The following is a 21,583-nucleotide window of genomic DNA, read 5'->3' as shown; positions in this document are numbered from 1 at the left end:
GAAAGAGGTTTCTTTTGAAAAAAACCATTAGTATCGTTGTTCCCTGTTATAACGAAGAGGAAAATGTAGTTCCCTTGGCCAATGCTCTCAGGCTCTGCTTTAAGGAGCAGCTTCCGGAGTATCAATACGAAATTCTTTTTATCGACAATGATTCCTCCGATAAAACCAGAGAGAAAATTCGGGGGCTTTGCAAGCTGGATAAGGGGATTAAGGCGATTTTTAATGCTAAGAATTTCGGCCAATTTAATTCCCCCTACTATGCCATGCTGCAAAGTACGGGAGATGCCACTATTTTGATGGCGGCGGATTTCCAGGATCCGGTGGAAATGATTCCCCACTTCGTTCATGCCTGGGAGGAGGGCTACCGCATTGTAATCGGGGTTAAGACCGAAAGCAACGAGTCAAAAATCATGTACGCCCTTCGGAGCCTGTACTATAAGCTGATTCGAAAAATGTCTTCCGTGGATCAAATCAGTCAGTTTACCGGCTTCGGTCTTTACGATCAGGGCTTTATTTCCGTGATGAAATCCTTGGACGATCCCACCCCCTTCTTACGGGGGATTGTGGCGGAGCTTGGATACAGAAGAAAGGATATTCCCTATACTCAACCCAAGCGTCGGGCCGGGGTTACCCATAACAACTTCTATACCCTGTATGATGCAGCCATGCTGAGCTTTACCAGCTATACCAAGGTGGGACTTCGAATTGCGGTATTTTTCGGGGGAATCTGCGCCGGCCTTTCCATGCTCTTTGGCTTACTGTATTTGATTATGAAGTTGATCTGGTGGGATCGTTTCCCCGCCGGTATGGCCCCTATGCTGATAGGAATGCTTTTCCTGGGCTCTGTGCAGATATTTTTTATCGGCCTTTTGGGAGAGTATATTTTATCCATTAACCAAAGGGTCATGAAGAGACCGTTGGTGGTGGAGGAAGAACGGCTGAATTTTTCGGAACAGCCGGGGCAGGATGAAAGTTCTTCGGAAGAGGTGTAAGAGAAAATGAGAGCAAAGATTGATATTGCCTTAGTTAGAGAAGGAAAACTGCATATTCAGGGCTGGGCCTTCGGAAGAGACCCGGAGACCCCGGTGAAACTGTCCATCCAGGGAAAGGGCGGGGAAAAGAGAGAATTTACCTATGAGGAAGTGGAGCGGGAAACCGTAAATGAAGCCTATTTTCCCAAGTACGAGGAGGAAAACGGGAAGAAAATTAAGAGGAAGCTGGGCTTTTCTTTAGACACTCCCTATGCGCTTTCTAAAGGCGAGAGGGTGGAGCTTTTGATTCAGGTGGATCAGCAGCTTCGTCGTTTTAGCTTTGATGATAAAAAAATCGAGTCCTTTAACTCCCATGCCCACAAGAAGATGGAGAAGTTCCTGGCTCTTTTCCAATGGGAAACCGTGGAGGCAGTGAAGGATACCCTGAAAAAGGGCGGTCTTTCCGCCCTTTGGCATAAGAGTGTGCGGAAGCTAAAGAGCATCGAGCAGGATTACGACTATAACGAATGGTACAAAAAAGAGAAGACCGGAGCGGAAGAACTTTCACGGCAAAGGGCGGAAGTTTGGGAGAATCCCCTGCTTTTTTCCATTGTAATTCCGGTCTATCGTCCGAAGGAAGCATTCTTACGAAGACTGCTGGACAGCATTTTATCCCAGACCTATCCCCATTTTGAAATTTGTCTTGCGGATGCTTCCGAGCTTTCCGGGGATACTTTGGAAAATGGAGAAAAGTCCCCGGTTTCGGTTTTACAGGAGTATCAGGAGAAGGACAGCAGAGTGCGTTTTTCCGTACTTCCCAAGAATCTGGGTATTTCCGGGAATACCAATGCCGCCATTGCCATGGCCAAGGGAGATTTCATCATTTTCTCCGACCATGATGATGAGCTTACGGAAGATGCCTTATATACCATTGCAAAAACCATCAAGGAGCATCCCAAGGCGGAGCTTCTCTACAGTGATGAGGACAAGATTGACTTTGCTTCCGCCTACTATTTTGAACCTCACTTTAAGCCGGACTACAGTCCGGAGCTTCTCCGTAGTGTAAATTATTTCTGCCATTTATTGATTACGAAGCGTTCTTTGCTGGAGGCGGTAGCGAAGGAGGGAGAAGAGGGAGAGAAGATTTACGAGCAAAAGGAATATGACGGTGCCCAGGACTATGACCTGATTTTACGTTTATGTGAGGAAGCGGAAAGAAGAGAAAAGACGGCAGGCCTTAGCGACGAGGAGAAAAAGGCGCAGGAAGAGGCGCTCTTCACCTCTTCCACCATTATCCATATCAGGAAGGTGCTCTATCATTGGCGTTCTCACCAGCTTTCCACAGCCCAGAATCCGGAGGCAAAGCTCTATGCCTTTACTGCCGGAGAACGGGCGGTTTTTGACCATGCGAAGCGCCTGGGGCTTCCCATTGAAAAGGTGGAGCGGGGCATTACCTACGGCTACTATCATTGCTACTATGCCTTGGAGAAAAAGGATGGGGAGCTTCCTCTTATTTCCGTGATTATCCCCAGTAAGGACCATAGCGAGGATTTGGATCTGGCCATTCGCTCCCTCTTTGCCGGAAGCTATCCTTACCTGGAAGTGATTGTGGTGGAGAACAATTCCGTAGAGGAAAAGACATTTGCCTACTATGAAAAGATTCAGGAGGAATTCCCGGCACGATACGGAGATTTCCAAAAGAAGGCGGTACGGGTGGTGCGCTGGGAAAGAGAGTTTAACTACTCCGCCATCAATAACTTCGGGGTAAGCTTTGCCCACGGGGAGTACCTGCTCTTTATGAATAATGACATTGAGTGCTTAAAGGCGGATTCCGTGGAGGAAATGCTCCAGTTTGTGCAGCAGGAGGAAATCGGAATCTGCGGTGCAAGGCTTCTCTACCCGGATAAAATGATTCAGCACGCCGGTGTGGTGATGGGCTTTGGCGGTATTGCAGGAGCCACCTTTATCGGTACCCACGAAACGGAAAACAGCTATATGCATAGGGCGGCTTGCATTCAAAACTATACAGCGGTAACTGCCGCCGTTTTAATGACCAAGAAATCCCTCTTTGATAAGGTAGGGGGCTTCCGAGAAGAGCTTGCGGTAGCCTTTAATGATGTGGATTTTTGCTTGAAGATTCGTGCCCTTGGAAAGCGGGTGGTTTATACCCCCTATGCTTTATTTACCCACTATGAGTCCAAGTCCAGAGGTCTGGAGGACAATCCGGAGAAGGTAAAGCGTTTCAACGGAGAGATTGTTTGCCTGGCAAAGCATTGGCCGGAGATTTTGAGACAGGGAGATCCCTACTATAACCCGGCACTGACTCTTAGGAAGTCAAACTTTACGCTAAGAGACCTTTCTGTAGAGAAGGTGGGAGAGCCATTTCCTTTGGAGATACTGAAGGATGTTGTGTAAGAGGATACGATTCTTCAGGCTATCCTCTTTCAAAAAGACGCTGAATGATTATTTGGCAACGTCTTATCGTATGGAAATTGTAGAAGATAAGGATGAAGCTCGTTTTCTCACTCCAGAGAAAATGTCTATTTTTATATGAATTTGAATTTGCGAAACTTATTATACGTCATCTGCATCGAGTTATAAACGGAGGCAAGAACCAATGCTATTGTACTCTACGACACTTCGCATCAATGATACACTGATACGGGACGGATTCATCCAGCTGGTAATTCAATGGAATCAGTCCAGCCCCCATGAAGATAATGTTATCCCCGATATAAATTGGAACGGTGAACACAATATTCGTTATGGAAATGAATCTTTGTGGCTTGACATCGAAGAATACCGGAACAAAAACATTATTGCGGTTCGTTTTGAAAAAAGAGTAGAAGATGGTGCTATCTGGGATACCGACTATATTATGAACTTCGATACCATGGAAATGACAATTCAGTTGGATCGAGGCTATACAGAAGATGCTCAGATGGAAGACCTTCAGTTTTCCACTCCGCATTTTATCAGTATGCTGATTGACGGTGGTTATCTCCTTGATGACAATGGAATCCCTGTCCTCCGTCAGGCAATCTCAATAACAGAGGACAACTTGTCCCTTATCACGGATGTGATAAACGGAAATACGCATTATCGCCTGCCAATTGTATATGTGACAAAGACTGCTTACAATCATGACCCTGTGAGTATTAGCTGGCTTTGCAGCAAGTTAAAGGGTGTTGCTCATATCTTGCTCCAAGCGGACAAGCAAACAAACTGGAGTATTCGTTCAGCTTGCAATGACAACAATGAATATTTTGGCGGTGTGGGCATCTATTTTCCCAACGGTAAACATAGACGATTCCTTTACCGTAGCTACATAGGCAGTGATAATATCCTTCTTGAAAAAGTCACTCGCTCTGTCTTTCAATATATGAATGCACAGAAAAAGCCACTTCTTTCGACATGGCCAGGTGTAAACAATGCACTTTTGACCGATAAATATGATAGCCAAAAAACAGAAAGAGCCGAAGCCGAACGTGCGAGAGAAGCTGCCGAAAGTGAAGTGGAATATTATATCGGTGCGTTTGACGAAGATAATGAAAAGCTGCGCCAGCAGATAGAGGAGTTGACAAGAGCGAATACATCTCTTCAGTTAGAGAATCAGGGCTTGCGTGAAAAGCTGAGTGGCGTTGATGAGATACCGATTTTGTTCCTTGGTGATGAGGAAGAATTCTATCAAGGTGAAATCAAGGAAATGATTCTTGATGCAGTGGCTGAAAAGTTGAAGAATCTTGGGCAAAAAACAAGACGCTGGGTTGTTCTTAATGATGTGCTTCAGAACAATGATTATCAGGAAGTCTCAGACGAAAGAGAGCGTATTGTAAAAGCACTGTTTAAGGACTACAAAACACTGTCCGGTTCTATGCGTCAGCAACTGTTGGAACTGGGATTTGAAGTCACAGAGGAAGGCAAGCACTACCGGCTCACCTACTATGGTGACGGTCGTTACAAAACTACGATTGCCAAGACCGGAAGTGACTGGCGTGAAGGAAAGAATATCGCATCAGTAATTCTGAAGAACATGATGTAATCAAAGGAGAAAGTGTTATGTCATCATATCAAACTGCTTTGACGATAAGCACCGTAATAAAAAACATAGATTCCAAAACCTATCTACTGCCATCCATCCAGCGTGAGTTTGTGTGGAGTACCAAGCAGATTGAGAAACTCTTTGACAGCATTATGATGGATTATCCGATTAACTCGTTTCTATTTTGGAAAGTTCCGAAAGACAAGGCTAATGAATTCAAATTCTATGAATTTCTTAGAAACTACCACCAGAAGGACGGAAGACATAACCCCAAAGCAGATACGAATGGCTCCGACGATATCATTGCTATCCTGGATGGTCAGCAGCGAATGACATCTTTGTACATAGGCTTAAAGGGCACCTACGCATATAAGCTGTCTTATAAGAGATGGGACAATCCGCAGGCATATCCTAAGCGTAAACTGTATCTGAATTTGCTTACAGCAAATGAAGAGACGGATTCCACTTATAAATTCCTGTTTTTGACGGATGCGGAAGTTAAAGAGGCAAATAGTGCTGTCGATGCAAATGAACAGGCGGTTGACTTTTGGTTTCCAGTTGGCGAAATCCTCAATTTCAAGCAGGAATATGAGGTTAACACCTATTTGATTAAGAATAAGCTGACCAGCCATTCAGACCCCAATAAAGCAATGTTTGCAAATGAGGCTCTATTTAAGCTGTTTACAGCTATTCATCGCAAAGAAACTATCAGCTACTATCTGGAAGAAAGCACCGAACTGGATAAGGTGCTGAGTATCTTCATTCGTGTAAACAGTGGAGGTACACCGCTGAGTTACTCAGATCTTTTGCTTTCTTTTGCAACTGCCCAGTGGCAGGACAAAGATGCGAGAGAATCCATCAATGAAATTGTTGATGAACTGAATGAGATTGGCAGAGGATTTAATCTCACTAAGGACATGGTTTTGAAGACCTGTCTTGTTTTAGGAGACTTCCCGGACATTGCCTATAAGGTTGATAATTTCAATAATACAAATATGCTCGTGATTGAGCAGAAATGGGACGATATTACGACCTCCCTGCGTTTGGCTGTGGAGTTGATTGCCTCTTTTGGATTCAGCCGAGAGAACATCCAGTCGAATAGCGCTTTGATTCCAATTGCCTACTATATTCAGACCATCGGCAATGCTTCAAACTTTGTTGATTCGTCTGCATATGAAGAAGACCGGAAAAAGATTAAAAAATGGTTTATTGCTTCTCAGCTACTCCATGCTTTTAGTTCCGCACCGGATGGATTTCTGAAGCCACTCCGTGAGATTATTCTGAAGAATCCCGGTGGATTCCCTTATCAGCAGATTGACGAAAAATTCAAGGGTACCAATCGTGATATTTCTTTCTCGGATGATAGCATAAATAATCTGCTTTACACCAAATGCGGCAGCGGTGACATACTTCTTGTTATGTCTATTCTGTATCCGTGGGCAGATTTGAAAAATCACTTCCACATTGACCATATGTTCCCCAAGAGCTTGTTTACCCGAAAGCGTATTCAGAAATTGGGAGTGCCGGATAACCAGGCTGATTTCTATATCGACAATGTGAACTATATCGGCAACCTTCAGTTACTTGAAGAACTGCCGAATAAAGAGAAGAATAACACGGAGTTCAAGACTTGGCTTGAGCAAAACTATGCTGATGCAGATAAACTGAAGGCCTACAGAGAAAAGCACTATATCCCTGATGTCGGTGTAGAGTTCACCAATTTTGAGGAGTTTTTCCTGGAACGAGAAAAACTGCTGGTCAAAGCATTGAAGGCTGCTTTAATTTAAGAATTCTTCAAATAGAATAAAGAACTAATAAAACGGTAATATGGAGGTGGATATATGACAGCTGTGTTTTTTCGTGCATCAGAAGATGCTCTTGATAATATAACAACAGCATTTGATAACATTTATCCATTAACCGTCAGTTTGAAATATACGAGACGGGTTATCAATGAGGCGGTGAATAGTAATGAATCCGATGGAGAAATTGATTATCAGCAAATAATAGATCCTGAAAACTCTGTTCAGGGGGTAAACTATAAACGGGCATTCATCGAGACATCATGGGATACACAAGAAGAAAACCTCGCTTGGGTATTATTAAACAACTTGTTTGCTATACACGAAGGCTGGGCACAGCGATTATATGACGATGTCTTTTGCGGATTTCATTATCAGGAAAAATCGTTTATTAAGAACTTGGAATTTCCCGGTTTGACAGGCAAATTCTCAAGTTACTATGTAACTACAAATAAACGCTCAATTGCATTAGACGGTGCTTTCTTCAATACTTATATGGTTAAGTCGAAAATGGATTTTAATAAACTTGAGAATTATATGCTCTGCTATAGGTTTTTCAAGGAAGCCCGCAACTGCTATATGCACCATAACTTTGTTGCCTCACAGAAACTAATCGATGCGTATAATGCATTCTTATCTATTGCTACATGTAATGATTTAGATGTTTCTGAAGTTCCAATAATTCTTCCGCCTACATTAGGCCAACGAGTTCAGTTAAATCTTAGAGGCGTAATTGGTTTTTCACAGTTGATAATTCGAATCATTATTATAACTGACATAAATTTGTTACGAAGCAAGGCTGCCGAAAAAGAGTTCATAGATAGAAAACCAGCTGACTGGCATTGCCGAACTTTGAGCGGCAATGTTGCACATTGCAAAGGACAAATTGAGCCTTATTCAGGAAAATCAGGATTTCTGAGTGCAACATGGACAGCGGACTATCAGCAGTTCTTGATTGATAATGGGATTTTTATAAAGTGACCGATTGTAAAATCAGGTTGAACAGGTAAACTGAAAAGTCCATAAAGCTTCTCTTTGGTAGAATGTATGTGCTCAATCATCATTCACAAGGAGAAGATCCTATGGACCAATTACATTTTACAACTGAACACAGGAAGGGTAAACATCTTTCATTTGAAGAACGTGTTGTCATTCAAACTCGTCTCAAAGATGGATGGACCCCCAACAGGATTGCCGGAGAGTTAGGTTGCGCGCACAACACCGTTCGTAACGAGATCAAACGCGGTACCGTCACTCTTTATAGGGGCAACATCTTCCGTTACAAGGCAAAAGTCAGGCAGGCCGCCTACGAGAAGAATCGTGAAGCTTGTTGCCGTCACTATAATCTTCTTGAAAAGAACGCTTTCATCTCTTATGTAGAAGAGCACTTCTTTGAAGACAGATGGTCGCTGGATGTCTGTGCCCACCGCGCTCTGAAGGATGGAACGTTTACCAGAGAGCAGATCGTCTGCACGAAAACGCTTTACGGCTACGCAGATCTTGGGCTACTGAACATCAGAAACATTGATCTTCCGGAAAAGCTGCATCGCTCACCCAAAACAGCACGAGTTCGCGAAAACAAGCGAGTTCTGGGCAGAAGCATCGAGGAACGGCTAGCCAGCATCGAAGATCGTACGGAGTTCGGACACTGGGAGGCGAACCTGGTCATCGGGTCAAAAAGCGGTAACGATGACGCACTACTTACTATGATCGAACGGAAGACCCGCGAATACTGGATGATTCGCATACCGGGCCGCGATCCGAACGGAGTCATGAAAGCACTTCGGGAGGTCAGATCCCAGTACGACGAACACTGGGATGATGTCTTCAAGACGATCACCACGGACAACGGCTCCGAGTTCTCACTGTTGTCTGGCCTGGAGGACCTGAGCAATACACTGGTCTATTTTGCCCATCCGTATACCTCTTGTGAAAAGGGATCCGTAGAGCGTCACAATGTCCTGATCCGCAGATTCATTCCCAAGGGTTGCAGGATCGACAGCTTAACGAACGAGTAGATTTGCCAGATTGAAGTCTGGTGCAATAGCCTTCCGAGGAAGATACTCGGCTACAGTACCCCGGATGAGCTCTTTGAGGACGAACTGGACAGGATACACACCGTGCTCGAGTAGCGTTCGGTAGCACAGGCTGACTGCTCGTCAAGGCATCCTCTGAAGAGGCGCCTGCGGCGGCCATGACTGTCTGCTCGCTCTGTGCTTATGAATACATAAGAGGAATGTAACCATTCCTCCAGGATAACCATCCTGTGTGTTTAGGACTTATTCAACTGTCAATGTTCAACTTGTTATTGCAATTTGCGAATTGTCTTTTCTTTCTAATAATTATTTAAGTCATTCTCAAGAAATTGGGAATGACTTTTATTTTGTTTCCTATATAATGAGAGGAACGAATGCATTCGAAAGCTTGAACAAACAGATAACTAATCTTCTTTACTCTCTTTTGAGAAAGGACGGCATTTATGGACGAAGACAGAATGTTACACAAAAATTTGACTTTGATTTTTTGCTATGTTCTAGCAGTTCCGGTGGCATTTTCTTGGACTATTGTGACGCTGACGGGGAAAAATCTTCTTCCTCTTTTTCTCCTAGCCTTGTTTATTCCCTATCTTTTCTATCTTCACAGGGTACAGGGGGCTTTATATCCGCCAGAAGAACAGGAAGAAGCCGGAGGAACAACGAATCGTAAGCAGGGAAAAGAGGGGCTTGTTTTTATCGGCTTGGTTTCCCTCTCTATGCTGCTTGTGTTTCTAAGCTTAATCAATATGGATTTTGCGTTTTTGGGCTTGATTTTAGTGAAAGTACTAAGCTTTATAGGTGGAGGTATCAGTCTTTATCGCTGTTCTCAACGCTATTTAGAGCGAGCTCCTATGACTAAGCCCCTTTTGGCCTTATTCTTCTTTGTGTTTTTGGCTCATAGTTACGAGATATTGCTTTGGATGTCTTTTAAGGCAAGCGTTCTGCTTTTGGAGTTGGGATTTTAGGATAGTCTGTTCAGAAAGGTCGGTAAAATTAGTTGAACTATTTTTACCGGCCTTTTTTTTGGTGAATGGACGTTACATTAGAGGTTTATATCCATGAGTAAAGTACAGCTTCGAAGGGAAGAGTCTACTTTTCTTGACTGCTACACAATTACTATGCAATCTTGGAAAAGTGTCAAAATCAGACCAAAATCACCTTGGAAAAGTGTCAAAAATGACTTGAAAATACCTTGGAAAAATGTCAAACGAGTAGACAAGCCAACTATTTTCTAATCTGTATGGTGTTGTTTTTAGAAGAAAAATCCATTGTCTTTGTAGATATATCGTTGGATAAGTATAAGCTGTAATTAGTGGAGCGATTAGAAGGGAACAGATTAATCATTGACAAATCATTTAGCCCAATATAGTATAGATTAAAAAGTGGGAAATCCCACGCGGATAGGAGGAAGATAATGGAAACAGCAAAGGAATATAATGTTCACCTGGATAGTAAGAAGAGAGTTACTTTGCGCGGTGCTTTATATCAGTATTATAACGTTAAGGAATATGAAAATGGTTGTATTATGCTAGAGCCTCGTGAATTGACGGTTCCGGATACTATTTCTGCACGTACTTTGAAAGATATGGATAAGGCTATCAGTAATTATAAACAAGGATATGTATCAGATCCTATAGATCTTTCGGATTTTGGATAGTGTGAATATATGAGTTTTATAATACGTATGGGACTTCCGGAGATGGAAGAGCTGTGGAACAAACTTCAAATAGAATATAGAATTGGGACAATCAGTAAAAATGATGCAATTATTTTCAAAAAGTGGGGAAAAGCTTTAAAGTTGTTATCAGAAAATCCCAGACATCCTAGCTTGAAAACACATGATATAGAAGTATTATCGGAGCGATATGGAGAACGTGTGTGGCAATCTTATCTTGAAAATAAAACCAGTGGAGCAATGAGAATGTATTGGGTATATGGCCCGGATAAAAAGTCTATCACGATTATCGGACTGGAGCCACATCCGGAGGATAAGAAGAATGGTGCATATGAAAGAATTACTCTATCAGACCTCCCTCTCATGAAAAAAGATGAATCATAAAACAAGTAAACATAAGTGTGAGTTTTTTCTTTGGCCTTATAGTGTTGCGACTTTAACGGATGAGGACTGTAAAAATCAAAATAATTGAGGGATTTTCGGCAATATAGGTCTGAATGTGGGGTAGTCTGAGCCCGTCGGTACTTGCGAAAAACAAGAGAAACGCAGTTTTTCGCTTAGTATCCGTTACGTGGCGAAGCTAGCGAGAGCGTGCCCCCACATTCAGACCTATATTGCTTAGAAAATTATTTTTATTTTTACCTCCCCTATTTTTCTGTGCAAAAGGCTAAAGGAAAAACACAAAACTTATGGAATATTCCCATAGAAATGTTATGCTTATACCGATTGTAATAGAGTGTAATATATGATTGGAGGAAAATATGAAATTTACCGAATTTCCCTATGAGAGAATTAATTTTGATAAACTGAAGGCTGATTTTTTGGAGCTTTGCGAGGGGATAGATAAGGCTCAGTCCGGGGAGGAGCTTTTTGCCCTGCATCAAAAATACTATAAGCTGGTGGATGATGTGATGACGGAAAGTGTGATTGCCAGCATCCGAAACGACATTGACATGACCGATCCCTTCTATGAGCGGGAGAGGGCCTTTTATGATGCCAATATGCCCATTTTCCGAAATCTCTTAGTAGATTACCAGATGCGGGTGTACCATTCTCCCCACAGAGCCTATATGGAAGAAAAGCTGGGACATGTGGCCTTTAAAAATATGGAGCTGGCACAGAAGGCGGTGGACATTTCCCTCATTCCCCTGATGCAAAAGGAAAATGAACTGACCACCGAATACGGTAAGCTTCTGGCTTCTGCAAAGATTCCCTGGGAGGGAGAGAACTTAAACCTTTCTCTGATGACCCCCTACCTTACCGCGGAGGATCAAGAGGTTCGTAAGAAGGCTTGGAAGGCTTATACCAAGTTTTTTGAGGACAATGGGGAGAAGCTGGACTCCATTTACGATGCCTTGGTAAAGAATCGAACCGAGCAGGGGCAAATGATGGGGTATCCGGATTTTACGGAAATCGGCTATGCCAGAATGAATCGAAATTGTTACGGAGAGCGGGAGATTGCATCCTTCCGTCAGCAGGTAAAACGGGACTTGGTTCCCTTTGTTCAGAAACTTCATGAGAGAAGAAGGAAGCGTCTTGGACTGGACAAGCTCTACTATTATGACGAAGGAGTATTTTTTAAGGAGGGTAATCCTGCCCCCATCGGAACTCCTGAGGAAATCATGGCAGCAGGGCAGAAGATGTATGATGCTCTTTCTCCGGAAACCTCCAAGTTTATGCAGGATATGATGAAAATGGAGCTTTTCGATGTGCTGGGCAGAAAGAACAAGAGAACCGGCGGCTATATGGAGATGCTTCCCAACTACCACATGCCCTTTATCTTTGCCAACTTCAACGGAACAGCCGGAGACTGTGATGTGATTACCCACGAATGCGGACACGCCTTCCAGGGCTATATTACAGCGGATCTGCCCATTCATGAGCACAATGAGTTGACCATGGAAACGGCAGAAACTCACTCCATGTCCATGGAATTTTTTACCGAGCCTTGGATGGATTTATTCTTCGGGGATCGGGCAAAGGACTACCTTTCCATGCATTTTGAAGAGTTCCTGATGTTTATCCCCTACGGCACCATGGTGGATGAGTTCCAAAACATTGTTTATAAGAATCCGAAAATGACTCCGAAGGAGAGAAAACTGCTTTGGAGAACCTTGGAGCAGGAGTATAAGCCTCATTTGGATTATGCGGACAATGCCTTTATGGAAGAGGGGGGCTTCTGGCAGAAGCAGCACCATATCTATGACCTGCCTTACTACTACATTGATTACTGTATTGCCGGCATCAATGCCTTACAGTACAAGGCTTGGATGGATAAGGATTTTCAGGGGGCATGGAAGAGCTATATGGAGTTCTCCAAGTACTCCGCATCCCTTTTCTTTACGGAACTGGAGGAAAAGGTTGGCCTGATGAATCCCTTTAAAGAGGGAACCATTAAGAAGATTGTAGAGGATTTGGAGAAGAATCTGTAAAGGAAAGAAAATGAAGGATAAATCGAAAGAGGGGCGGAAGCCTTCCGCTTCTCCTTTAGAAAAATATTTTCAGCACTACAATGAAAAAAATCTCCTGCCCCTGCATATGCCGGGGCACCAAAGAAAGATGGAAATGGGTGCAGCCCTTCCCTATGCCTACGATTATACAGAGGTAGAGGACTTGGACAATCTCCATGATCCGGAAGGCATTTTGCAGGAAGCCATGAATCGCACTGCCGCCTACTATGGCTGTCCGGATTGCTTCTATCTTGTAAATGGCAGCTCCTCCGGTTTGCAGGCAGGCATTTTCACTCTGCTGGAAGAGGGAGATGAGGTAGTGGTGGCAAGAAATTGCCACCGCTCTGTTTTTTATGCCCTATCTCTCCGAAAGGCAAAGATTCATTTTCTTCTACCGGAGTTTTGGGAGAATTTTTCCTGCTTCGGCTCGGTTTCTCTGAAGGAAGTGGAAAGACTGCTACGGGAGTTTCCAAAGAGCAAGGCCTTGATTTTTACCAGCCCAAGCTATGAGGGAGTGGTCTCTGATGTGGAAGCGATTGCAAGGCTCTGCCATGAAAATGGCCTTTCCCTTCTGGTGGATGAAGCTCACGGAGCCCATTTTTCTCCGAAAAAGGGAGCAGCCTTTCCGGAGTCTGCCATTGCCCTAGGGGCGGACTTGGTGGTGCAAAGCCCCCACAAAACCCTTTGCTCCTTAACCCAGAGTGCCTGGATATTGGGAAATGGAGAAAGATACAGTAGGGAAAAGCTGTCTTTTTACCTTTCCGTATTTCAAACGACCTCTCCCTCCTATCCTCTGATGCTTTCTTTGGAAAAGGCAACGACACTTTTGGAAAGAGAGGGAGAAGCACTATTTTCCCGCTGGAAGAAAGTGATGAAGGGCTTTCGAGAGAAGGCAAGGACGCTTTCTTATTTTTCCTTTCTTTGGGAGAAGGAAGAAGCTTGCTTTGCTATGGATTTTTCTAAGATTTTCCTACGAGCCCTAGGAATCCCTAAGCTTAGACTGGGGCGGGACTTGGCCAAGCTGCTTCGGGAGGATTACGGTATTGAATCGGAAATGCATAGCGGAGAAAATCTGCTTTTGATGACAGGACCCTTTATTTCAGAAGAGGAACTGGATAGGTTGTTTTTTGCCTTAGAGGATATAGAAAGAAGATTTGGGGAGGATAGGGAGAAACAGTCAGGAGAGGGAAGACCTGAGACAATAGAACAGTCACTACAGTCAAAACTCCTATCCTCTGCCCTTTATCAAATTTCTGTAGCGGATAACAGTTTGCAAATTTCAGAAGGCCTAAAAGAGGGGGAGGAGCTTAGCCTTCATGAGGGAGAAGGTCGCATTTGCCTGGAATATCTTAGCCTTTATCCGCCCGGAATCCCCCTGTTATTCCCCGGGGAAAAGCTTACAGCGGAAAAGATTCAAGGGATAGAAGCTTTGGAAAAGAAAGGCATAGAGCTTCAGTATTCCAGACACCGACAGGGGGAGAGAGGAAAGCTTATTTTTAAAAAGGTATAGGGGAAAAGTATAGAAGAAAAGTATAGAAGCGTGACAAGAGAGTATGCGTAAGGGTATAAATTAAGACAACAGAGTATGACAGCAGGAAGGAAAAGTTATGAAACAGCGTAATCCCTTAAGTCAAAGCTTTTTTCAAGGCAATCGGAAAAATCTATTTATGGCGGTTTTGGGTACCACGGTTTTGTCCGTGGGTATTCTTTCTGTACCTCAGCTGATGCAGATTTTGATTGATTTCCTATCCGGAAATCGCCGTTATAGTATGCATCAAATCGTCCTAATGGCCATAGCGGTTTTGCTGATGGTGAGCTTTTCCGGTCTTTGTACCTACTATTTTCGAACAAAGTTCAGCACCAAGGCAGTTTTGCAGTACCGAAAAACGGCTTATCATTATCTGTCTAAAAAGAAGGTGACTGAGTTTTATGGACAGAATACGGCGGTGTATCTTTCAGCCCTAAATACGGATTTACAGAAAATCAAAGAGGATTTTTTGGACCAGATTCCCATACTTTCGCAAATCGTCATTTGCGGAATCGGGGCTGTATTGGTGATGATTCGCTACAATTTCTTTTTAGCCATGATGGCCTGTCTCATTTCCCTGATTCCCTTTTTTGCCGCCCTCTTTTCCGGAAGGAATATGGAGAAGATTGAGGAGAACTTATCCAAGGAAAATGCGGAATATCTGGCTTTTTTGAAGGATTTTGCCATTGGCTTTACCATCATTAAGTCCTATAAGGTGGAAGGAATCTTTTCTGCCCTTCACGATAAAATCTGCCAAAAGGTGGAGCGCCGCATGGAAGAGCGGGAAAAATGCGTGGAGAAAACCAATTACTTTGCCGCCATTTCTGGATATATCACCCAGTTTGCCATTTTGCTCCTATGCGCTGTTGTGGCCTATAGAAGCAAAAGCATTTCCGTGGGAACAGTACTGGCCTTTTCCCGACTGATTAACTATATCATTGACCCGGTGACAGAGCTTCCGGGAATGCTTAGTAAGGCAAGAACTGCCTACGCCCTTTCCGAACAATTTTGGGAGAAGATAGGAGAAGGGGAGCAGGAGCAGAAGGAACAGCAGGAACAGAAAGAGAGGCAGGAGCAGGAGAAGAGCGGTGAAATTGTTAAGGACGATTATCATAAGCATATCGATATAGACTCCCATGAGAAAGCCCTTCCTATCCCGGATTTACAGGGAGATATTTACTTCTCCCATATTTCCTTTTCCTATACACCGGAAAAGCAGGTTTTGAAGGACTTTACGCTGCGGGTAAAGGAGGGAGAAAAGCTGATTCTTCTGGGAGCCTCAGGTTCAGGAAAGTCCTCTATTCTAAAGCTTCTTATGGGAATCGAGGGAAGCCGAGGGGGAGAGATTTCCATTGGAAATAGGGCTCTTTCCACCCTTCCTGAGGAAAGCCTCTTCCGTTCGATCTCCTATATTCAACAAGAGGTCTTTATTTTTGATGGCAGTATCTATGAGAACATCACGCTCTTTCAAAAATACAGTGAAGAGGAGCTTAAACAGGCCATTGAAAAGGCCGGTTTAAAGAATCTGATTTCGGAGAAAGGCTTGGACTATCCTTGCGGGGAAAATGGATCGGCTCTTTCCGGTGGAGAACGGCAAAGAATCAATATTGCCAGAAGTCTTCTTCGAAAAACCCCTATTCTTCTTGCCGATGAGATTACTGCAGCTTTGGATAAGGAAAATAGCTATCTGGTATTGGATTCTCTCTTATCCTTGGAGAATATTACGGAGATTCTGGTACTCCATGACTTGGATGCCAGAATTTTAAGTCGTGTAGATCGGATATGCGTGTTAAAAGAAGGAGAAATTTTGGAGGAAGGAATATTTACTGAACTTATGGAAAAGAAGGGATACTTTTACTCTCTCTTTACTATGGAGCAGTAAAATAACTCTATGTAAAAAACAGTACATTCTTAGAGGTAGAGAAAACAATGAATAAGGATAAGATGATAATACAGAATACAGGCAGTGGGAAAGAATATCATCAGTTTGATGATATTGTTAATATTGTCGAAAGTGCAAAGGATCGTGCTTATAAAAAAGTTAATGAAGAACTGATTTTGATGTATCAAGAAGTTGGAAAATACATTAGTGAAAAAACTAAGGAGGCATCTTATGGTTCCGGTTTCGTTGATAATGTAGCTGAATTTTTCTCAACCAACTATCCTGAATTAAAAGGTTTTAACCGCAGAGGTTTATATAGAATGAAGCAATTCTATGAGCTATATAAGGACGATGAAAAAGTGTCAACACTGTTGACACAATTGAGCTGGTCTAATCATTTGAAGATAATGTCCGGAGCAAAAAATAAAGAGGAAAGAGAATTTTATATTAACTTGGCAATTAAGGAGAATCTGACTCACCGGGAGTTGGTAAGACAGATGGATAGCGGGTACTATGAACGCTATGCGCTTTCAAAGAGTAATACTTTGCCTGCTATACAAAGGGCAAAACAGGAAACACATAATTTATTTATGGATAGTTATGTATTGGAATTTCTTGATGCTCCCAAGATTGGAAATGAAAGAGAATTTCAGAAATCAATTCTTGACAATTTGAAGAACTTTATCTTAGAAATTGGAAAAGATTTTTCTTTTATAAGTAATGAGTATAGAGTGCAGGTTGGAAATCATGATTACTATATTGATTTGTTATTTTATCATAGAGGTCTTTCCTGCTTAGTGGCTTTTGAACTTAAGATTGGAGAATTCAAGCCAGAATATATTGGGAAAATGAATCTATATTTGGAAGCATTGGATAGAGAAGTGAAGAAAAAAACCGAAAATCCAAGTGTTGGAGTCATACTTTGTGCATCAAAAGATGATGAGGTGGTAGAGTTTGCATTAAGCAGAAGTCTTTCACCAACAATGGTATCAGAGTATACATTGAAACTTATTGATAGGGGGTTGTTACAAAGAAAGCTTAGAGAGTATACAGAAATTGCTGAAGAAGCAAATGAATAAAATCATATTATGGTTATGATAAGCAACATGGATTTTTTTCATGAAATGTGAGAAAAGTGTAAAAAGTGGCTCATAAAATGTGAGAGAAAGGCGAAAAGTGGCTCATGAAATGTGATGAAAGGCATTGAAGTGGCTATTTTTTTGTGATACCATCCCTCTATGGAGGGGTGAAAAATGTATTATAAAAGAAAGATAGATGATTTTTTGCAGGAATGGAAGGCGGATGCCAAGCATAAGCCTTTGATTATTAAGGGCGCCAGACAAATAGGAAAGACGGAATCCATTTTACATTTTGCAAAACAGAACTATAAAAATATCGTTTATATCAATTTTGCTCTGGAAAAAAAGTTCATGCAGATTTTAGCAGATGGGTATGATGTGGAAAGTGTGACCAGAAATATCACATTGGCAGACCCGTCTATTCAGTTTATTCCGAAGGAAAGCATTATTCTTTTTGATGAAATACAGGAAAATCCTGATGTGGCGACTACCTTGAAATCCTTCCATAGAGATGGAAATTACGATGTGATTTGTAGCGGTTCCATGCTGGGCATAAATTATAAAAGAATCCACAGTAATAGCGTTGGCTCTAAAACGGACTATGAAATGTTTTCCATGGACTTTGAAGAATTCCTATGGGCAAAGGGTTATAGCGAGGAGCAGATTGCCAGTATCCTTAGCCACATGCTGGAGAACAAACCGTTTAACGAGAATGAGCTCTCCATTTTTAAAGAGCTTTTTCTGACCTACTCAGTTCTGGGGGGGATGCCGGATGTGGTAAAGCAGTATTTGGAGACAGGAACATTTTCCGGCACTCTGGATTTGCAGAATCAGATTCGATTGGACTATGAAGAGGATGTCAGAAAGTATGCAGAGGGCTTGGATCAGACAAAGATTATCAGTGTCTATCGAAGTATTCCGGCTCAGCTGGCTAAGGAAAATAAGAAATTTCAGTTTAATAAGGTGGCGAAGAATGCCAGATCCCGGGAATATAGCGGCTGTATCGATTGGTTGAAGGATGCAGGCATCATCATGGAATGTAACTGCCTCCAATTTCCTGAGCTTCCTTTAAAGGGAAATGTCGAAGAAAGCAAATACAAACTATATTATATGGATACCGGTCTGTTGATTTCTTCCTTGGATGAGGAGGCGCAGGAGGATCTTAGAGTCAATAAGAACCTAGGGGTGTACAAGGGGGCTTTGTACGAAAACTTTGTTGCAGAGGCTTTTGTGAAGCAAGGCTTAGGACTCTATTACTATAAGAAGGAAAATGCCAGTCTGGAGGAAGATTTCTTTGTGCGTACGCAAAATACTTTGGTTCCGGTAGAGGTGAAGGCTAATAGCAATCAGTCGAAAGCTCTTTCCGCCTTGATTAGCAATAAGCGATATCAGGATATTTCTTTTGGAATAAAACTTGGAGATGTAAATGTTGGATATGCCAATCGGATTTATACCTTCCCCTATTTTTGTGCCTTTAAATTGAAGGAGTATTTGAAGAAAAAGGATTTTCATATGGACATGTGAGTTATAGAAATTCGAAGAAAAGTATCGATGTTAGCTCATTAGAATTTGGTTAGTTCCTTAGAGTAATGTATGAGCATTGTGTATTGTCCGATGCTCTAAAATTGTTCTTAGACCTTATATAGAAAGTAAGAGAATATGGGTAAAAAAGTAGTAATTATTGGAGCAGGTGTTTCTGGCTTGAGTGCTGGAATATATGCATTGCAGGCTGGATATTCAGTAGAAATATACGAAAAAAACAAAATGCCCGGTGGTGAGTGTGCAGGGTGGAATAGGCAAGGATATCATATAGATAATTGCATTCATTTTCTCGTTGGATGCAATAAGGATGAACAATTATATAAAATGTGGGAAAATCTAGGAGTTCTTTCTGATAGTTTGGAGATTTATCGTGAGCCATATTTTTATTGTATGGAAATGGACGGGGTAACACTACATTTGTGGAGAAATTTAGAGAAAGCAAGAAAAGAGTTTTTAGAACTTGCTCCAGAAGATACCAAAGAATTAAATTTGTTTTTTGACTGTGCTAAAAGCTTAGAGTGTATAAAGCCGCCATGTGATATTTCAATTGCTCATATGAACCTAATACAATTTATTAAACTAGGAATGAGTATGAAAGATGCTAATAAGGCTATAAAGGAATATGGAAAACAGTCTATGGAAGACTTTACAAATCGTTTTACAAATCATTACATTAGAGCGATTTTTAAAAATTACTTTAATAGCAACTTCATTGCCCTCTCCTTTGTTGCATCGTATGCTTTTTATACAAGTAATACAGCAGCTATTCCAGAGGGAGGTTCTGTTGGCTTGGTTAGTAGAATGCTTGCAAAATTTGAATCCTTGGGTGGAAAACTACATTTAGGCGTTAATATTGAAAAAATAAATATTGCAGATAAACAGGTTGTTAATATTATTGGTAATAATGGAAAGGTTATCAACTCAGATAACTATATTTGGTGTGCAGATCCACATTCTCTTTTCTATGACTTAATTGATGAAGGATATTTGGATAAAAATCTTAGGTACATGTATGAGAATCCGGAGGGTTATGTTTCTAATACAGGTTATCAGGTTGCATTTGGAATAGTTACTGAAGCGGATTTGAAATTACCTGAAGGAAGCACTATTTTTCCTTGTGACGGATATGATGTTGCAGGAGAAACATACAATTTTTGTGGAATGCGTGTTTATGATTATGATGAAACACTATTTCCTATGGGAAAGAGAGTTATTCAGTGTAATGTTTTACAAAATGCTGAAAATTATGCTTACTGGTTTGGGCTAAAAGATAATAAAGAGAAATATAATCAGGAAAAACAGCGAATTGCAGAAGAATTGAGATTAAGAGTTGAAAAAAAGTTCCCTCAGCTTGAGGGTAAACTCATCGTGCTTGGAACGTATTCTCCAGTTACATTCACAACTTGGTGTAATGCTTACAAAGGGGGATATATGAGCTTTAATCCACAGAAAGGTTATAAAAGTAAGTATGTTAAGAGCATTATCAAAGGCATAAACAATTTATACCTTGCAAGTCAATGGATTCAAACTGGTGGAGGGCTTCCTATAGCTGCAGCAAGTGGAAAGTTTGCCATAGATAATATGAAAACTCATAGATAAATTAGAATATACCGAGGTAACATAGAATGAAAAAGACGAGAGCAATAGTGGAAGAAAGGCGCACGGGTGTTCCAAGACCGTTGTTTTTGATTTTGATGACCATTTTTCTTCTGACTGGTTGTTCGGTAAATACTGCCGGTTCAGTGCAAGAGGTCGCGAGTTATCATCAGATCGATCAAGAGATGGCAAAGCAGATGATGACCCGGGATGACGGGCATGTGATTGTAGATGTCCGCAGGCAAGATGAATACGATGCAGGCCATATTCCTGGCGCAATTCTAATTCCGAATGAGAGCATTGAAGCGGAGCGGCCGAAAGAACTCCCGGATCTGGATCAGATCATCCTGATTTACTGCCGGAGCGGGAACAGATCCAAGCAAGCAGCGCAAAAGCTTGCGGACATGGGATATACCAACATCTACGAATTCGGCAGGATCAACACCTGGTCCGGAGAGATCGTGACTGGAGAAACTACTATGGAGATACCGGAGAATATGAAAACAATCTATCTTGCAGGCGGCTGCTTCTGGGGAACGCAGAAGTTCTTTGATCAGTTTGTCGGCGTAATCCGAACAGAAGCAGGTTATGCAAACGGCCCTGACGAAGCTCCGACCTATCAGGACGTCTGTAATAGCAGCGGGCATGCTGAGACAGTGCGGGTCGACTATGACCCTGCTGAAATTTCCCTGACTGATTTGCTGAATTACTATTTCATGGTGATCAATCCGCTCTCTGTAAACAAACAGGGCAATGACCGAGGCATCCAGTACCGGACGGGAATCTATTATACGGAAGAAGACCAGCTTCCGGAGATCGAAGCGGTTTATCGGGCGGAGGAAGAGAAAGCCGGAGCCAGGCTTGCTGTTGAACTGCTTCCGTTGGAAAACTTCTTCCCCGCAGAAGAGTATCACCAGAAGTATCTGGACAAGAATCCCGGCGGCTACTGCCATATCCCGCGCAGTTACTTTGATCTTCAG

General features: G+C 42.3%; 15 protein-coding genes and 1 pseudogene. All 16 read left to right on the top strand.

Going from position 1 to position 21,583, the window contains the following annotated elements:
• Positions 1-14: 14 nt before the first annotated feature.
• Entirely contained in the window at positions 15-992 is a 978-nt protein-coding gene (locus RYO92_RS08585; protein WP_315370127.1) for a glycosyltransferase family 2 protein, read from the top strand.
• 6 nt (positions 993-998) lie between these two features.
• The gene (locus tag RYO92_RS08580) at positions 999-3,386 is read left to right on the top strand and encodes a glycosyltransferase family 2 protein (RefSeq protein WP_315370126.1); all 2,388 of its coding nucleotides are present in this window, start codon (positions 999-1,001) and stop codon (positions 3,384-3,386) included.
• Positions 3,387-3,588: 202 nt separating this feature from the next.
• The gene (locus RYO92_RS08575; protein ID WP_315370125.1) at positions 3,589-5,013 is read left to right on the top strand and encodes a hypothetical protein; all 1,425 of its coding nucleotides are present in this window, start codon (positions 3,589-3,591) and stop codon (positions 5,011-5,013) included.
• A 17-nt stretch (positions 5,014-5,030) separates the two neighbouring features.
• Positions 5,031-6,800, top strand: coding sequence for a DUF262 domain-containing protein (locus RYO92_RS08570; RefSeq protein ID WP_315370124.1), 1,770 nt, complete (start codon positions 5,031-5,033; stop codon positions 6,798-6,800).
• 54 nt (positions 6,801-6,854) lie between these two features.
• Complete coding sequence (locus RYO92_RS08565; RefSeq protein WP_315370123.1) at positions 6,855-7,796, top strand: hypothetical protein; 942 nt, start codon at positions 6,855-6,857, stop codon at positions 7,794-7,796.
• A 101-nt stretch (positions 7,797-7,897) separates the two neighbouring features.
• Positions 7,898-8,947: pseudogene (locus RYO92_RS08560) on the top strand (IS30 family transposase).
• 347 nt (positions 8,948-9,294) lie between these two features.
• Positions 9,295-9,816, top strand: coding sequence for a hypothetical protein (locus RYO92_RS08555; protein WP_315370122.1), 522 nt, complete (start codon positions 9,295-9,297; stop codon positions 9,814-9,816).
• Positions 9,817-10,265: 449 nt separating this feature from the next.
• Entirely contained in the window at positions 10,266-10,508 is a 243-nt protein-coding gene (locus tag RYO92_RS08550; RefSeq protein ID WP_315370121.1) for a hypothetical protein, read from the top strand.
• A gap of 42 nt (positions 10,509-10,550) precedes the next feature.
• Positions 10,551-10,910, top strand: a complete 360-nt coding sequence (locus tag RYO92_RS08545) for a hypothetical protein (RefSeq protein ID WP_315370120.1) — start codon at positions 10,551-10,553, stop codon at positions 10,908-10,910.
• A gap of 377 nt (positions 10,911-11,287) precedes the next feature.
• Positions 11,288-12,958 carry a M3 family oligoendopeptidase gene (locus RYO92_RS08540; RefSeq protein ID WP_315370119.1) on the top strand — a complete coding sequence of 557 codons (1,671 nt, stop codon included), beginning with the start codon at positions 11,288-11,290 and terminating at the stop codon, positions 12,956-12,958.
• Positions 12,959-12,968: 10 nt separating this feature from the next.
• Positions 12,969-14,486: an aminotransferase class I/II-fold pyridoxal phosphate-dependent enzyme gene (locus tag RYO92_RS08535; protein ID WP_315370118.1), complete on the top strand. Its 1,518-nt coding sequence runs from the start codon at positions 12,969-12,971 to the stop codon at positions 14,484-14,486.
• A gap of 97 nt (positions 14,487-14,583) precedes the next feature.
• Positions 14,584-16,386: an ABC transporter ATP-binding protein gene (locus tag RYO92_RS08530; RefSeq protein WP_315370117.1), complete on the top strand. Its 1,803-nt coding sequence runs from the start codon at positions 14,584-14,586 to the stop codon at positions 16,384-16,386.
• A gap of 47 nt (positions 16,387-16,433) precedes the next feature.
• Positions 16,434-17,465: a PDDEXK nuclease domain-containing protein gene (locus RYO92_RS08525; protein ID WP_315370116.1), complete on the top strand. Its 1,032-nt coding sequence runs from the start codon at positions 16,434-16,436 to the stop codon at positions 17,463-17,465.
• A gap of 174 nt (positions 17,466-17,639) precedes the next feature.
• Positions 17,640-18,989, top strand: coding sequence for an ATP-binding protein (locus tag RYO92_RS08520; protein WP_315370115.1), 1,350 nt, complete (start codon positions 17,640-17,642; stop codon positions 18,987-18,989).
• Between the two features lie 135 nt (positions 18,990-19,124).
• Positions 19,125-20,606 (top strand): phytoene desaturase family protein, encoded by a 1,482-nt coding sequence (locus RYO92_RS08515; RefSeq protein WP_315370114.1) that lies wholly within the window; start codon positions 19,125-19,127, stop codon positions 20,604-20,606.
• A gap of 26 nt (positions 20,607-20,632) precedes the next feature.
• Positions 20,633-21,583, top strand: a 951-nt coding sequence (gene msrA, locus RYO92_RS08510; RefSeq protein WP_315370113.1) for a peptide-methionine (S)-S-oxide reductase MsrA, incomplete at its 3' end; no start/stop codon positions are given.

This window comes from Oribacterium sinus, from assembly GCF_963553175.1.
GTDB lineage: Bacteria > Bacillota > Clostridia > Lachnospirales > Lachnospiraceae > Oribacterium > Oribacterium sinus_B.
Note: the sequence above shows the minus strand (reverse complement) of the source record. Positions and strands in the feature narration are given on the sequence as shown.